At 71.0% G+C, this 14,237-nt stretch carries 13 protein-coding genes and 1 pseudogene; 3 read left to right on the top strand and 11 right to left on the bottom strand.

All coding sequences use genetic code 11. From position 1 onward, the window contains the following. Window positions 1-32 precede the first annotated feature (32 nt). From STRIP9103_RS00345 to STRIP9103_RS00335, 3 genes are all read right to left on the bottom strand, one after another. A complete protein-coding gene (locus tag STRIP9103_RS00345) occupies window positions 33-614 on the bottom strand; it encodes a hypothetical protein (protein WP_009293354.1) in 582 nt (193 codons plus the stop codon). Further along, entirely contained in the window at window positions 611-1,756 is a 1,146-nt protein-coding gene (locus tag STRIP9103_RS00340) for an ROK family glucokinase (protein WP_009293406.1), read from the bottom strand. The genes STRIP9103_RS00345 and STRIP9103_RS00340 overlap by 4 nt, the downstream gene beginning before the upstream one ends. Window positions 1,757-2,003: 247 nt before the next feature. Continuing rightward, complete coding sequence (locus STRIP9103_RS00335) at window positions 2,004-2,741, bottom strand: GntR family transcriptional regulator (protein WP_009293370.1); 738 nt, start codon at window positions 2,739-2,741, stop codon at window positions 2,004-2,006. A 129-nt stretch (window positions 2,742-2,870) separates the two neighbouring features. On the opposite strand from STRIP9103_RS00335, the gene STRIP9103_RS00330 reads away from it, so the two are divergent. Further along, window positions 2,871-3,881 carry a Gfo/Idh/MocA family oxidoreductase gene (locus STRIP9103_RS00330; protein ID WP_009293408.1) on the top strand — a complete coding sequence of 337 codons (1,011 nt, stop codon included), beginning with the start codon at window positions 2,871-2,873 and terminating at the stop codon, window positions 3,879-3,881. Between the two features lie 54 nt (window positions 3,882-3,935). Here the strand turns inward: STRIP9103_RS00330 and STRIP9103_RS00325 are convergent, their stop codons facing one another. The 3 genes from STRIP9103_RS00325 to STRIP9103_RS00315 all read right to left on the bottom strand — a co-directional run bounded on the left by STRIP9103_RS00325 (window position 3,936) and on the right by STRIP9103_RS00315 (window position 6,453). Beyond that, window positions 3,936-4,490 carry a hypothetical protein gene (locus STRIP9103_RS00325; protein WP_009293364.1) on the bottom strand — a complete coding sequence of 185 codons (555 nt, stop codon included), beginning with the start codon at window positions 4,488-4,490 and terminating at the stop codon, window positions 3,936-3,938. Then, on the bottom strand, window positions 4,487-5,677 hold the full coding sequence (locus STRIP9103_RS00320; RefSeq protein ID WP_009293375.1) for a cytochrome P450 family protein: 1,191 nt from the start codon (window positions 5,675-5,677) through the stop codon (window positions 4,487-4,489). Before STRIP9103_RS00320 ends, STRIP9103_RS00325 begins: the two co-directional genes overlap by 4 nt. Before the next feature lie 104 nt (window positions 5,678-5,781). After that, window positions 5,782-6,453, bottom strand: a complete 672-nt coding sequence (locus STRIP9103_RS00315; protein ID WP_009293398.1) for a response regulator transcription factor — start codon at window positions 6,451-6,453, stop codon at window positions 5,782-5,784. Between the two features lie 160 nt (window positions 6,454-6,613). Between STRIP9103_RS00315 and STRIP9103_RS00310 the strand changes: the two genes are divergently transcribed. Continuing rightward, window positions 6,614-7,642, top strand: coding sequence for an aldo/keto reductase (locus STRIP9103_RS00310; protein WP_009293361.1), 1,029 nt, complete (start codon window positions 6,614-6,616; stop codon window positions 7,640-7,642). A gap of 316 nt (window positions 7,643-7,958) precedes the next feature. On the opposite strand, the gene STRIP9103_RS00305 is transcribed toward STRIP9103_RS00310, so the two are convergent. From STRIP9103_RS00305 to allB, 5 genes are all read right to left on the bottom strand, one after another. After that, window positions 7,959-9,227: a sensor histidine kinase gene (locus tag STRIP9103_RS00305; protein ID WP_009293387.1), complete on the bottom strand. Its 1,269-nt coding sequence runs from the start codon at window positions 9,225-9,227 to the stop codon at window positions 7,959-7,961. Between the two features lie 554 nt (window positions 9,228-9,781). Beyond that, window positions 9,782-10,177 (bottom strand): guanyl-specific ribonuclease, encoded by a 396-nt coding sequence (locus STRIP9103_RS00295; RefSeq protein WP_009293402.1) that lies wholly within the window; start codon window positions 10,175-10,177, stop codon window positions 9,782-9,784. 205 nt (window positions 10,178-10,382) lie between these two features. After that, window positions 10,383-10,529 carry a dihydrofolate reductase family protein gene (locus STRIP9103_RS49675; RefSeq protein WP_009293368.1) on the bottom strand — a complete coding sequence of 49 codons (147 nt, stop codon included), beginning with the start codon at window positions 10,527-10,529 and terminating at the stop codon, window positions 10,383-10,385. A gap of 32 nt (window positions 10,530-10,561) precedes the next feature. Next, window positions 10,562-11,695, bottom strand: coding sequence for an allantoicase (gene alc, locus STRIP9103_RS00290; RefSeq protein WP_009293359.1), 1,134 nt, complete (start codon window positions 11,693-11,695; stop codon window positions 10,562-10,564). Between the two features lie 51 nt (window positions 11,696-11,746). Beyond that, window positions 11,747-13,084 carry an allantoinase AllB gene (gene allB / locus STRIP9103_RS00285; protein ID WP_009293366.1) on the bottom strand — a complete coding sequence of 446 codons (1,338 nt, stop codon included), beginning with the start codon at window positions 13,082-13,084 and terminating at the stop codon, window positions 11,747-11,749. Between the two features lie 313 nt (window positions 13,085-13,397). On the opposite strand from allB, the pseudogene STRIP9103_RS00280 reads away from it, so the two are divergent. Next, window positions 13,398-14,200 (top strand): annotated as a pseudogene (locus tag STRIP9103_RS00280) (IclR family transcriptional regulator). Window positions 14,201-14,237: the final 37 nt, after the last annotated feature.

Here is a 14,237-nt window from a genome sequence, read left to right as displayed (position 1 = left end):
GACAATCGGCCCTCACCCCGTTCGTGCCCTGGTCAGGGCACCGTCCGTGACACCAGGTACACCATCGGATGGTCCGGGTTGGACCGGTTCACGACGATGTCGTGGGTGGGTGCCGGGTTCTTCCGCTTGCTGACGATGCCGTACCAGGGGCCTTCCCCGGTGAACTTCCAGCCGACGATCCGCCGGTCCCGGGCGTTGACGGCGATCTCGTCCTTCTCCAGGTCGTCCGTGCTGAGGCCGATCTGGTTGAGGAAGCTCTCCAGGCCTTCGTTGCTCGTGTAGAACTGCACGTACAGACGGCTGGTCCTCCAGTTGTTCGTCTCGTAGTACGCGACGTGCTTGGAGTACGGCGGGATCGGCACCTGGTAGAGGCGCTGCTGGACTCGGGAGGGCCAGTGCGCGGTGAGGCCGGTCGCCGCGTACCTCGCCTCCTTGTCCTTGCCGCTGTCACGGCTCTGGTTGGCGGAGATCACCAGATAGCCGGCCGGTACACCGATGAGCAGCACGATGATCGCCAGGGTGAGCGCCCGGCGGCGGATCATGTGGCGGCGGTCCTCGGTGGGCCCCTCGGGCCCCTCCGACGAGGCGCCCGGGTACGGCACCGCGGAGGTCACGCCGAGTCCTGGGTCGTGCGGCGGGCCTCCACGTACCGCGCGTAACGCTCGTACCGCTCGACTCGGCGCCGGTTGGCGCGGCGGAAGCGGCGGGCGACGAGGCGGGCGAGGTCGGCGGCGCCCACCATGCCGGCCTCGGGCCCGAGCTGGGCGCGCGCGATCCGGGCCTCGGGGCGGTAGCCGCGCCCGGTGAGCTGGCGCTTGAACGCGTCCCGCGCGGGGGCGATCAGCAGGTCGTCGGCGGCCGAGACACCGCCGCCGATGACGAAGCAGGACGGGTCGAGCGCGGCGGCCAGATTGGCGATGCCGACGCCGAGCCACTGGCCGATGTCCTGGAGCAGCTCGATGCACATCGCGTCGCCCTCACGGGCGAGTTCCGTGATCATCGGCCCTGTGATGTCGCCGATGTTGCCCTTGACGTGCTCGATGATCCCGTACGCCACCGGGGAGTCCGCGGCGGCCAGTTCACGGGCCTCTCTGACGAGGGCGTTGCCGGAGCTGTACTGCTCCCAGCAGCCGCGGTTGCCGCACGGGCAGCGGTGGCCGCCGGGCACGACCTGCATATGGCCGAACTCGCCCGCGACACCGTACTTGCCGCGCTTGACCTGGCCGTCCTCCAGGATCGCGCCGCCGATGCCGGTACCGAGGGTGATCATGACCAGGTGGTCCTCGTCGCGGCCGGCGCCGAAGCGCCACTCCGCCCAGGCGGCGGCGTTGGCGTCGTTGTCGACGAGGACGGGCACGGCGAGGCGGCCCGCGAGCCGGTCGCGCAGCGGCTCGTTGCGCCAGGAGAGGTGGGGGGCGAACAGGACGCGGTTGCGGTCCGCGTCGACCCAGCCGGCCGCGCCGATGCCGACCGCGTGCACGTCGTGCCGGTCGGAGAGGTCCAGGACCAGCTCGACGATGGTGTCCTCGACCACCTGCGGGCTCTTCGACTTGTCCGGGGTCTCCGTGCGGAGCTTCTCCAGGATGTTGCCGTCGGCGTCCACGACGCCCGCCATCACCTTCGTGCCGCCGATGTCGATGCCGACGGTGGGGACGCGCGGGGCCGTCAGGTGGGAGCGGCGCTCGCGCGTTCCCACGGTCCGCAGGACGGTGGCCCGCGCGGAGCCGCGGTGGGTGAAGTCGCGGTAAGTGCTCATCGGGCCGATTCTGCCTTAGCGCTCCGCTTGGCGCGCCGTGGGGGTTGGGGGTGGCGTGGGTTGAGTTTCGGCTGCGGGTGAGTGGGGGTTGCTCGCTCCCCCACTCTCGGCTTCTCCCCCACTCTCGACTTCGCTCGAGCGGGAGGGACCCCCATGAGCGGGGGGACCCCCATCGCGGCGGAGCCGCATATCGATACAGCCCCGCGCCCCTTTCAGGGGCGCTCCACTTGGCGGCCTCAGAAAGTACTCATGACCTCACCAGCAATTGGAAGTCGAAGGAATAGCGGGATGCCCGGTAGATGTGGGTGCCGTATTCGACTGCTCTTCCCGTGTCGTCGAAGGTGGTGCGTTGCATGGTCAGGAGAGGGGCGTTTTCCGGTTCACTCAGGCGGTCGGCCTCTTCCGGGGTGGCCGTTTTCGCTCCGATGGTTTGGCGGGCGCTGTGGAGGGTGATTCCCGCGCCTCGCATCAGGCGGTAGAGGCCTGTTGCCTCCAGTTGGGCGGAGTCGAGGTCGAGGAGGTCGGTGGGGAGGTAGTTGCAGAGGTAGGCCATGGGGTCGCCGTGGGCCAGACGGAGACGTTCGATGCGGTGGACCTCGGTGCCCTCGGCGATGGCGAGGGCGGCGGCGACCTCGGCGGAGGCGGCGACCGTGGTGTTGAGCAGGACCCGGGTGGCGGGGCGCTGACCGGCGGCCTCCAGGTCGTCGTAGAGGCTGCTGAGCTCCAGGGGGCGTCTGACCTGGCTGTGGACGACCTGCGTGCCCACGCCGCGGCGGCGTACGAGCAGACCCTTGTCGACGAGGGACTGGATGGCCTGGCGGACGGTCGGGCGGGACAGGCCGAGGCGTGCGGCCAGCTCGATCTCGTTGCCCAGCAGGCTGCCCGGCGTCAGTTCGCCCTGCTCGATCGCGGCCTCCAGTTGCTGGGACAGCTGGAAGTAGAGCGGGACCGGGCTGCTGCGGTCGACGCTGAGCTGGAGCGACACGGTCGGATCCACTTCTGGTTTCGGCACGGCCCGAGCGTAGCCCCGGTATCTGGTGACGGGAAGTTGCGTAGTTCGGTTGTCCGGACAAACCATTGACACGGCGACGGGTACGACCCCACTTTGTTTCCCATGCGCATCGGACTCATCGGAGCTGGTCGGATCGGGACGATTCACGCGACCACGCTCAGCCGCCACCGTGATGTCGGCTCCCTGATCATCACGGATGTCGACCCGGCACGGGCCCATGACCTCGCGGATCGTCTCGGCGAGACGGTGGCGCCGGGCGTGGACGAGATCTTCACCTGGGGTGTGGACGCCGTGGTCATCACGGCCGCGACGTCGGCCCACGGCGAACTGATCGGTCGGGCAGCACGCTCGGGTCTCCCTGTGTTCTGCGAGAAACCCATCGCCGTGGATCTGCCGGGCACCTTAAACGCGCTCGCCGAGGTCGACGCGGCCGGAACCGTGCTGCAGATGGGCTTCCAGCGCCGCTTCGACTCCGGTTACGTCACCGCGCGGGAGGCGGTGCGCTCGGGGCGGCTCGGGCGACTGCACACCGTACGGGCTCTGACGGCCGATCAGACGCCGCCGCCCGCGGAGTACCTGCCGCTGTCCGGGGGGATCTACCGGGACTGCCTGATCCACGACTTCGACATCGTGCGCTGGGTGACGGGCCACGAGGTCGTCACGGTGTACGCCACCGGGTCGGACGCCGGGCACCCGATGTTCCGGGAGGCCCACGACGTCGACACCGCGGTCGCCGTGCTCACCCTTGAGGACGGGACCCTGGTGACGGCCACCGGAGCGCGCATGAACGGGGCGGGGTACGACGTGCGCATGGAGCTTGCCGGGGAGCTGGACACCGTCGTGGTCGGGCTCGACGACCGTACGCCGCTGGCGTCCGCCGAGCCGACCGGGCCGCCGCCCGCCGACAAGCCGTGGACCGGCTTCCTGGAACGTTTCGCCGCCGCGTACGAGGCCGAGGTGGCCGCCTTCGTCGAGGTCGTGCGTGGTGAGCGGGCCAACCCCTGCGACGGCCGTGAGGCCCTCCAGGCCCTGCGCATCGCCGAGGCCTGCGAGCTGTCGCGCCAGGAGCAGCGGCCGGTGAACGTCGGGGAGATCGCGGGCGGACGGGACTGAGCCGGCGGACGCGCGTCGTGCGTGCGAGCGCCGGGAAGGCCGATGAGCGCCGCATCAGACGAGGAGTCGTATCGCCGGGGTCTCGGCGTCGGTGGCCAGGGGCTCGTCGCAGTGGGTGCAGCGCAGGTTCCAGGGTCGGCCCGCATTGGTCTGGGTGCTCGTTTTGCCCGACTCCCGGGATTCCTGGCAGTAGTACCCGATGTTCAGCCGCACCCAGGGGTGCAGGGTCGGTGCCGCGGAGTGGCCGCCGTCGCGGGCGTCCTCGAAGGGTGCCCACCAGAAGTCGATCAGGATGCGTGCCGTGAGCCGTTCGTCCGTGGAGGTGCTGGTGAACGCGGCGATACGGGCCGCGATGTTGTGGCGTCCGAGACCCTTGCGGGTGCCGGAGCACAGGGCCTTCTCGGCGCCGCGCTCGAAGAACGTGGTGCGTCCGAACCGCTCGCAGATGAAGCAGTCCAAGCTGAACTCCAGGTTGGAGCGCCAGTACAGCTGATGGCCCTGCTCGGTGCCCGGAGGGCGGGTCAGCTCCGCCGTGATCTCCGCGGTGCGCAGCGTGCTCCCGGGTCTCCTGGGGCTTGGTGGGTCGGTGGTCGGGGCGAGGATACTCACCAGCGCAGCGGCAGGCTCCGTACGCCCCGTATCAGCATCCCCGGCAGCCAGGGGCCCGGTGGGCCGTCCAGGGCGAGGTCGGGGCAGCGGTCCAGGAGGGCGGCTATGGCTGTGCGGGCCTCCAGGCGGGCCAGGGGTGCGCCCAGGCAGTAGTGGATGCCGTGGCCGAAGGCGAGATGGCCGCGGGTGTCGCGGTGGATGTCGAAGCGATCGGGGGTGGGATAACGGGTGTCGTCGCGGTCGGCGGCGGCCAGGCCGATCATCACCGTCTCGCCCGGCGCCACGGCCGTACCGGCTATGTCGAGCGGCTCGGCGGCGTACCGGAACGTCCCGGTCTCCACCGGGCCCTCGTAGCGCAGTGTCTCCTCGACGGCCGCGTCGACAAGGCTCTTGTCGGCTCGCACGGCGGCGAGTTGATCAGGGTGGGCGAGCAGGGCGTGGACGGCGCCGGTGATGAGGTTGACCGTCGTCTCGTGGCCGGCGATCAGCAGGACGAAGGCCATGCCCCGCAGTTCGTCGGGGGACAGCCGGTCGCCGTCCTCGTCGGTCGTCCGTATCAGGGCGCTCAGCAGGTCGTCGGCGGGCGGGGAGCATCGTTTGTCCTCGATCAACTCCCGCAGGTACACGGCGAGTTGGACGAAGGCGTCGTACTCGCTCTCCGCGCTGGTGGGTGCCACGGCCTCCGTGGAGAGCTTGCGGAACGCGGCGCGGTCCAACTCGGGCACCCCGAGCAGCTCGCAGATGACGGTGAGCGGCAGCGGGTACGCGAAGGACTCCACCAGGTCGGCGCGGCCGAGCGGCAGCATCGCGTCCAGCAGCGAGTCGGTGATCTCCCGCACCCGCGGCCGTAGTTGCTCGACCCGGCGGGCGGTGAATTCGCGGGCTATCAGCCTGCGCAGCCGGGTGTGGTCCGGTGGGTCGCTGACCAGCAGATACTTGCCGATCAGCTCCTCGTCGAGGAACGTGACCCCGATCTTCGAGCCGTCCTTGGACAGCCGGGGGTCGGCGAGCGCCGCCCGCGCCTCCTCGTAGCCGACGACCAGCCAGACCTCGTGACGCGCGTCGGGCTCCGGCAGCCGCACCCGGTGCACCGGGCCGAGCGCGCGCAGCTCGGCGTACACGGGGTACGGGTCCTCGGTGAACCGCGGCCCGTACTCCCCCAGATCGATGACGTTCGCATTCCCCATGAGTTCCCCCTCGCCCCTCCAACGCGCGAGGCCACCGCCGAGTGCCTGGCGCCGCGAAAGAGGATTCAGGACCGCTGGGAACGCCTCAGGACCGCCGACGCGCCTCAGCGCCCCTCCTCCTCCAACAACCCCGCGTCGTACGTCAGCAGGGCGATCTGTACGCGGTTGTTGAGGCCGAGCTTGGCGAGGATGCGGGAGACATGGGTCTTGACGGTCGCGACGCTCATGAACAGTTCGGCGGCGATCTCGGCGTTGGAGGCGCCCCGGCCGACCGCGACGGCGACCTCGCGTTCGCGGTCGTTGAGGGCGGTGATGCGGGAACGGGCCTGGCCACGGCGGGTGTCGGGCCCGGTGCCGACGGCATGGGCCATGAGCTGGCGGGTGACCGCGGGCGAGAGCACGGGGTCGCCGGACGCGACCCGCCGTACCGCTTCGACGATCTCGGCGGGTGGGGTGTCCTTGAGGACGAACCCGGCGGCGCCCGCGCGCAGGGCCCGTAACACCTGGTCGTCGGCGTGGAAGGTGGTGAGAACGACGACCTGGGGCGCGTCCGCGCGGGCGCGGAGGCGTTCGGTGGCCGAGAGCCCGTCGACCGTCGGCATCCGGATGTCCATGAGGACGACATCGGGGCGCGTACGGTCGACGAGCGCGTCCACCTCGCTGCCGTCGGCGGCCTCACCCACGATCTCGATGTCGTCGGCGCCGCCCAGCATGAAGGACAGTCCGGCGCGTACGAGGGGGTCGTCGTCGACGACGAGCAGTCGGATCACGGTCATCGGCCCACCGTTCGGATAGTCATCGGCCCGCCGTTCGGATATCGGTCATGGGGCACTACCGTAGTGAGCTTCGTCCTGAGCCGCCCCGTCGTAGCGCGCCAACCCCTTGCTGTCGGTGGGCGGTGCGATCATCGCGGCAGTCGACTCGTGGAGGTTGTGGGTGCGTTACCGACTCCTTGGCCGGACCGGGCTCCGTGTCTCCGAGCTGTTCCTCGGCGCCATGACGTTCGGCGAGCAGGGCGGGGTCGGGGCGCCCCGGGCGGAGTGCGAGCGGATCCTCGACGCGTACGAGGAGGCCGGCGGCAATGTGATCGACACCGCCGTCAACTACCGGGGCGGGGAGAGCGAGCGGATCGTCGGCGACCTGCTCAAGGGGCGGCGCGACCGGTTCGTGCTGTCCACCAAGTACACCGTCTCCCGCGACGGCTCCGACCCCAACGCCGCGGGCAACCACCGCAAAAACCTCACGCTGTCGCTGGAGACCAGCCTGCGGCGCCTGGCGACCGACTACATCGACATCTACTGGGTGCACATCTGGGACCGGAACACCCCGGTCGAGGAGACCATGCGGGCCCTCGACGACGCCGTACGGTCGGGGAAGGTGCTGTACGTGGGCATCTCGGACGCCCCGGCCTGGGTGGTCTCGCGCGCCAACACCCTGGCCGAGTGGCGGGGTTGGTCGCAGCTGTCGGCGCTCCAGGTGCCGTACAGCCTGCTCAACCGGGACATCGAGCGCGAACTGCTGCCGATGGCGGAGGCGTTCGGGATGTCGGTCGCGGCCTGGAGCCCGCTGCACAACGGTGTCCTGTCCGGCAAGTACACCCGCCCGGGCGGGGTGCGGCCGGGCACCGCGACCCGGCTGTCCGCCGAGGCGATCGGGGAGCGCGAGCGGGCCGTGGCCGAGGCCGTGCAGACGGCCGCTGACGAGCTCGACGCCACCCCGGCGCAGGTGGCCATCGCCTGGACCATGGCCCACTCCCCCGCCGTCCATCCCATCCTGGGCGCCCGTCGGGTCGAACAGCTCACGGACAACCTCGGCGCGGCCCGACTCGTCCTGCCCCCCGAGGTGTTGGCCCGCCTGGAGGACGCCACCGACTTCCGCCTCGGCTTCCCGGGCGACTTCATCGGCGACGCGTCGGCGTGGGTGTACGGGACGGCCGGGCAGCGCGTGGTGCCGCGTACGACGTGACCGCCGGGTCGGCGGGGTCGGCCGGGTCAGCCGGGGCCGAGGGGATGACCGGGGCCGAGGGGGCCGCGGGGTTGGTCTCGTCTACCGGGCCGACGGCGTCACTCGCGTACCCGGGACGGCGGCCCATGCCCAGCACCAGGGGCCCGCTCTCAGACCGAGGTGCCGGTGCCCAGTCCCAGGGGCCGCGCTCAGTCCCAGGGGACCGTGCCCAATCCCAGAGCCCGCGCTCAGCCCCAGGGGACCGTGCCCAATCCCACGGCCCGCGCTCAGCCCCAGGGGCTCATGCTCACTCCCAGGGGCCCGCGCTCGCCCGCGCTCAATCCCACGGCAGCCAGGCCCGTACGCCGAAGCCGCCGTCGGTCTCGGGGCCGGCTTCCAGCAGGCCGCCGGCCAGCGTGGCTCGCTCGGTCAGGCCGATGAGGCCCTGGCCGGAGCCGGGGACGGGCGGGGTCTCTCCAGGTGGTGCCGGGTTGCGTACGGAGACGGTGAGGCCCTTGCCCGGGGCTCCGGTGACGGAGACGGTGACCTCGGCGCCGGGGGCGTGTTTGCGGGCGTTGGTCAGGCACTCCTGGGCGATGCGGTAGGCGGTGCGGCCGAGGGAGGCGGGGACGGCGGCGGGGTCGGTGACATGGTTGTCGAGGGTCACCTTCATGCCGGCCTCGCGGGACTCGGCGACCAGGGTGTCCAGCGCGGCGAGCGTCGGCTGGGGCCGCCCCGCCTCGTCGGGCTCGGCCGCGCGCAGCACGCCGATGATCTCCCGTAGGTCCTGCAACGCCTCGTGGGCGCTCTCCCGGATGACACCGGCGGCGCGGGCGATCTCCGCCCGGGGCGCGTCGGGCCGGAACTCCAGTGCGCCCGCGTGCACGCTGAGCAGCGTCAGCCGGTGGGCGAGCACGTCGTGCATCTCGCGGGCGATGGCCTCCCGGGCGAGCCGCTGGGCCTGCTCGGCCCTCAGCGCCGCCTCCGTCTCGGCGCGCCGGGCACGGTCCCGGAAGCTCAGCATGAGCTGTCGCTTGGAGCGCACGAACATGCCCCAGCCGACCACCGCGGCCGTGAGCAGTCCGAAGAAGACCACCGCGCCGGCGTACGACAGGTCGGGGTCGGGGCGCAGCCAGAAGAACAACGGGATCGTCACGACGGAGGAGCCGGCCACCCACGCCACATACCGGAAGGGCCGGTGCACGGCCAGGGTGAAGAGGGCGATCAGACCGGCACCGCCCGCGGTGTTGGACACGAAGCAGACCGGGACCATCGCCAGGGCGAGCCCCACCGGCCAGCGCCGGCGCAGCCAGACCGCGGCGCAGGCGAGCGCGCCGAGCAGTTGGTCGAAAACGGCGAAGGCGTGCGGAATCGTCTCCCTGTTCACCGCGTCGGCGCTCATGAGGCCGATGAACACGGCCAGCAGGAAGCAGGTGAAGTCGACGACCCAGTCGCGCGCGGTGCGCCGGGGCCGCCGCCCGAGCCATCGGAGGCGCCCGGACCGCTCGTCGTCGTGGTCCGGGGCGGGGTCGAGCACGGCCGACGGCAACAGCCAGCGCCGCCCCGGGAAGGTCGGCGGCTCGGGTACCGGCTTGTCACCACTCACGGTCGACAAATCTACGCAGAGTCGGCCGCCCTCACCCCCTCCTCGGCGGCGATCGCGACCAAAGTCGTGACCTCGTCGACTTTCGGTGCTCCGCCCGTGCGCGAACCGGGACTCGGGTCGGGCACTCCTCGCCCCGCGGCCGATGAGCGTGGGGGGTCCGCGGGGCGAGGATCCCGGACATGAAGCAGTTGTTGGAGTTTCTCGGATTCATCGCCCTGTTGCAGGGCTCCGGCGGTCTGGTCTACGAGCTCACCGGCAAGCTCCGGTGGGGATCACCCAGCGGTGGAGCGTTCTGGACGGCTACGAGATCTATGTGAGCATCGCGCTGATCGTCCTGGCCCTCGCGTTGTTCGCGGCGGCCGAGAGCCGGAAGTCGTGACCACCGGCCGCCGTCGGAGGCCCGGCTGTGGGGAGCCGGACCTCCGACGGGCGGACGGACACACGTCCCGGGTGTCCCGCCGACCGCCCGGTGGGGGGAGAAGGACGGGCGGTCGGTGGGACGGGGCGTCGAATCGGTGCCGACCGGATCAGCAGCCGAATCGGTGCCGACCGGATCAGCAGTCGTAGTCGATCAGGTCGAACGAGGCGTAGTGGTCCGCGGTGTAGTAGTCCTCCTCGTAAGCCTCACCGGTGACGATGCGGCGGGCGCCGCGGGTCGAGGAGCCGGGGGTCTTCACCGTGTACTCGTGGTAGTAGCCCGTGGGTTGGCTGGGCAGGACGCGCTCCCGGTTCTGGAAGACGCTCCCGTCCTGGGAGTACGGGTACGGGCCGCCCCGGGCGATCAGGTTGAGCGTGGTGTACGCCTGGGAGGGCAGGTCGCTGTAGCAGATGCTGCCGACCGCTGTCGTGGCGGCACCCGCCGGGCCGGCGGCGACGGTGCCGCCGACGAGGAGGGCGGACAGAAGGGCGGCGGCTGCGCCGATGCGTGTGGTGCGTGAGGGGAATCTCATGCCCCCATGATGACGCGCGTAGACAGTGGCATGTCAATGACAAGTCCGTCGATTTTTCCGGCACGTCCGGTAAGTTTTCCGCGAGTTAACCGGGGTTCACGGAGGTGCCCGCGATCTTCACATCGGGGGCCCGCGGAGCGCCGGTCGCGACCGGTCAGCGAGACCCCTGAGCGGCCGGGCCGCAGGTCAGGCGTTCTCCGGGAGTTCATGGCCGCCGTACCGGCAGGTGCACGGTGTCGACCAGGTCGAGGGCGAGCAGCGACTGGTCCAGGTCCGCGCCGCCGTGGACCTGGACCTCGCCGTCGGTGCGCTCCTTGAGGGACCGGGGCGCGCAACTCATCGGTGTCGACACAGCCCCGCGCCCCTGTGCAGGGCACCCAGCAGCTACTGGGCGTCCAATTCCTGATGGCGCGCCCTCAGGCTCGTCCTGCCCTCCTCCGTCAAGGAGCCGTGGAGGCGCAGGCGGGAGATGCCGCCGTCCGGGTAGATGTCCATGCGGGCGTGGGTGGCCACAACCGGGGCAGGGAGAGTGAAGCGATGGTTGGTGTCGGGCTGGAGGCGGGTGCGGGGGAGGATCTCGCGCCAGTCGCCGTCGTCTCCGTCCTTCACCGAGACCGTGGCCCAACCCGCGGCGTTGCCCTTCAGGTACGCCGTGTCGATCTCCAGTGCCCTGATCTCCGACTGGGCCGCGAGGCGGTAGCGGATCCAGTCGTTGCCCTGGTCGCGGCGGCGGCGGGTCTCCCAGCACTCGTGCATCACGCGGGCGCGGCCGGGCTGGATGGTGTTGATGGCGGGTGAGTAGAAGAGGTTGGAGGCGTCCTCGGCCTGGCCGCCGTTCTCCAGGGCGACCACGTCGAAGGTGCCGAGGACGGCCAGCCACTCGGGGTCCGGGACGACCTCGCCGTGGACGCGCAGGCGGGCGATGCCGCCGTCGGGGTGCTGGTTGAGGCGCAGGTGGGTGAAGCGCTGTTCGACCGAGACGGAGAAACCATTGGCCGCGTGCCCGCCGACCGGCGTGCGCGGGACCAGCGTCGTCCACTTCACGTCGTCGGAGAGGAGCTCCTCCGGGGACGGGGCGCCGGGTACCGAGGTGGCCTCGATCGAGACCGCCTGCGGGTAGTTGCCGCGGAAGTGGGCCGTGTCGACGACGATGCCGCGGATCGCTCCGGGCGCGCCGAGGCGGATCAGCGCCCAGTCGTGGTCGTCGGCCGTCGGCCAGGGATGGTCGGCGGAGGCGCCCCGGCGCCTGCGGGTCTCCCAGCCGTCCATGATCTTGCCCTTGTGCCCGAAGTGTTCGGGGTCGAACTCGGCGCGCTCGGGCAGCAGCAGGTTCTCGCGGTGGGCGAAGAACTCGTCGTTGGCGGCGATGACTCCGGCGCCGAGCCTGCGGTCGGCGAGATCGGCGTACTGGGTGAAGGGGAAGTCGGCGGTGCGGTAGTCCGCGTACGGGTCGCCGCCGCCGTAGGGGTTCGCGTCGCCGGTGAAGCTCGCCAGGGGGAACTGCTGCTGCGCCGTCACGATGATCAGGTCTGCCTTTCGGTGGTCGGCCGCTGCGGGTGCGGGGTCGGATCAAGAGGGCCGGGTGAGGAGTCGTCCCTTCGGTTCGGTGAACTCGCCGTCGGCGACGATGCGTTCGCCGCGCAGCCAGGTGGACCTGACCACTCCGTACAGGGTCCTGCCCGCGTACGCCGTGACGGGGTTGCGGTGCTGGAGGGCCGCCGGGTCGACGGTGAAGGTCTCGTCGGGAGCGAGGACGGCGAAGTCGGCGTCGCGGCCGGGCTCGATGGCGCCCTTCCGGGCCAGACCCACGAGGTCGGCCGTACGCGTGGACATCCAGCGGACGATGTCGTCCAGGCCGTGGCCGCGCTTGCGGGCCTCCGTCCAGACCGCCGCGAGGCTGAGCTGGAGGCCGGAGATGCCGCCCCAGGCGGTGGCGAAGTCGTCGGTCTTCAGGTCGGCCGTCGACGGGGAGTGGTCGGTGACCACGCAGTCGATGGTGCCGTCGGCCAGCGCCTGCCAGAGCAGGTCCTGGTTGGCGGCCTCGCGGATGGGCGGACAGCACTTGAACTCGCTGGCGCCGTCCGGGACTTCCTCGGCGATGAGGGTGAGGTAGTGCGGGCAGGTCTCGACCGTGATGCGGACGCCCTCGGCCTTGGCGGCAGCGATCAGCGGCAACGCGTCGCTCGACGACAGGTGGAGGACGTGCACGCGTGCGTCGAGGCGCTTCGCCTGGGCGATGAGGCCGGCGATCGCCGTGTCCTCGGCGTCGCGCGGGCGGGAGGCGAGGAAGTCGGCGTACCTGGGGCCGCCCTGTTGCGGGGCCGCGTCGAGGTGGTGCGGGTCCTCGGCGTGCACGATGAGCAGTCCGCCGAAGCCGGCGATCTCGGCGAGGGAGCGGGCGAGGCCGTCCTGGTCGAGGTGCGGGAACTCGTCCACGCCGGACGGGGACAGGAACGCCTTGAAGCCGAAGACACCGGCGTCGTGCAGCGGGCGCAGGTCCTTGACGTTGTCGGGCAGGGCGCCGCCCCAGAAGCCGACGTCGATGTGCGCCTTGTCGGCGGCCACCTGCCGCTTGGTACGGAGGTGGTCGACGGTGGTGGTCGGCGGGAGGGAGTTGAGAGGCATGTCGACGAGGGTGGTGATGCCGCCGGCCGCCGCCGCGCGCGTGGCGGTCCAGAAGCCCTCCCAGTGGGTGCGGCCCGGGTCGTTGACGTGCACATGAGTGTCGACCAGGCCGGGGAGCAGGACGTCGTCGCCGAAGTCCTCCAGGCGGGCGGCGGGCGGTACGTCGGCGTCATACGGCAGTATGGCCGTGATCTTCCCGGCGGCGACCGCGACCGATGCCGCACGGATCCCCTCCGGGGTGATGACGCGCGTCGAGCGCAGCACCAGTTCAGCGTCGGACACCCGGACCCCTCTCGCCGTACCGCTTCTCACTTCCGCGCAGCCGTCGCCCTGCGGCCGTTTCCGTATGGCTTGCGCGCGGCGGGATTTACTTCCACGTAACGGAATTCAACGTTCTGTTGAAGGAGTCTTCACTCCAGGTCCAGCCCCGTCAAGGGCCCACCTCTCCACTCTGCCCCCAGCCCACGCACCCTAGATGTTTTCACAACCCGGAATTAAGATTCCACTACGCAGAACGTAATAACACACAAGCGGGCAGTCAACGAACTGCCCGGTAGGCTGCGTCCTTGCCCGCCACGTGAAAGGACCCGCGCCCGTGCCGACGTCCAGCGCCAGCACCACCGACTCCGCCAAGTCGTCCTCGTCCAGCGGTGGCGTCCAGTCCCTGGAGCGCGCCTTCGATCTGCTGGAGCGGATGGCGGACGCCGGCGGTGAGGTCGGGCTCAGCGAGCTGTCCGCGAGCAGCGGACTGCCCCTGCCGACCATCCACCGGCTGATGCGGACCCTGGTCGTCTGCGGCTACGTACGTCAGCAGCCCAACCGGCGGTACGCCCTCGGCCCGCGACTGATCCGCCTCGGCGAGTCGGCGTCCCGGCTGCTCGGCACCTGGGCGCGCCCCTACCTCGCGCGCCTGGTCGAGGAGACCGGCGAGACGGCGAACATGGCGCTCCTCGACGGCGACGAGATCGTGTACGTCGCGCAGGTGCCGTCCAAGCACTCGATGCGGATGTTCACCGAGGTGGGGCGCCGGGTGCTGCCGCACTCCACGGGGGTCGGCAAGGCGCTGCTCGCCGACTTCCCCGATGACGAGGTGCGGGCCCTGCTGGCGCGTACGGGTATGCCGGCCGCCACGGAGAAGACGATCACCACGCCTGATGGGTTTCTCGCCGCGCTCGACGATGTGCGCAGGCTTGGGTACGCGGTTGACGACAACGAGCAGAGATCGGTGTTCGTTGTCTCGCTGTTTCCGTTCCCGACTCTCCCACCGCGGCGGCCATTTCCATCTCCGGGCCGGCGGGGCGGGTCACCGAGGCGGCGACGGAGCGGATTGTGCCGGTGCTGCAGGAGGTGGCCGTGGAGTTGTCGGGCGCCTTGGCCAGCTCGGGCACCGGGGCTTGAGGCGAGGGGTTTTCGCCCCCACCCGTCCCTGTCGCGC

This window comes from Streptomyces ipomoeae 91-03 (assembly GCF_000317595.1).
In the GTDB taxonomy this organism is placed as follows: domain Bacteria; phylum Actinomycetota; class Actinomycetes; order Streptomycetales; family Streptomycetaceae; genus Streptomyces; species Streptomyces ipomoeae.
Note: the sequence above shows the minus strand (reverse complement) of the source record. Positions and strands in the feature narration are given on the sequence as shown.